Source organism: Arthrobacter sp. Y3223164, from assembly GCF_059091005.1.
The window spans coordinates 1-812 of sequence record NZ_JBNHGF010000701.1; the positions used below are offsets into that span (position 1 = coordinate 1).

Here is an 812-nt window from a genome sequence, read left to right on the forward strand (position 1 = left end):
ACGCTGCCGCCCGCGGCGAACTGCTGGAAGCGGCCGCGGCAGCCTTGCAGGAGCACTCGCAGGAGCTGGCCGCGATGAACGCGCGGGAGACCGGCCGGCCGGAACATGAAGCCCTGGAGGGCGTGCTTGCCGGGGCCGGAACCCTGCGCCAGTACGCCCAGCTGGGCCCGGTGCACCGCGGCCGAAGCCTGCGCGGCGGTTCGCTTGCCGCCGACTACACCGTGAACGAACCACGGGGCCTGGCCGTAGTGCTCACGCCTTGGAACGATCCGGTGGCGGTGGCCGCCGGGCTGCTGGGTGCCGCGCTGGCGACGGGAAACGCGGTGTTGCACAAGCCAAGCGAACGCTGCCCGCATCTGGGTGAGCTGCTCGGCCGGATTCTCTCGGAGGTGCTGCCGCCGCAGGTCATGACCACGCTGACCGGCGGCCCGGCGGTCGGGGCGGCGCTGGCCGGCCACCCGGATGTTGACGTGATCGCGCACGTCGGATCGAGCCTCACCGGCGCCAGGATTGCCCGGGCCGCGGCGCTCACCGGCGCCCATGTCATCCGCGAGAACGGCGGAAACGATCCGCTGATCGTCGACGCCGGCGTGGATCCGGCATGGGCGGCGGAGCAGGCGGCCATCGGGGCGTTCGCCAACAGTGGCCAGATCTGCACCTCGGTGGAGCGCATCTACGTGCACCGCGACGTCGCGGGCCCGTTCTGTGAGGCGCTCGCCGCCGAGGCCCGCAAACGCAACGACGGCGGGGCGATGGCGCCGCTGGTGGACCGCAGGCTCCGGGACAGCGTCAACGCCCAGGTGGCCGAGGCG

General features: G+C 73.0%; 1 protein-coding gene. It reads left to right on the top strand.

Annotated features, from left to right (window positions below; genetic code table 11):
- Nucleotides 1–812: aldehyde dehydrogenase family protein (locus AC5RUJ_RS17495; protein WP_494156408.1), on the top strand; the 812-nt coding region annotated here is incomplete at both ends.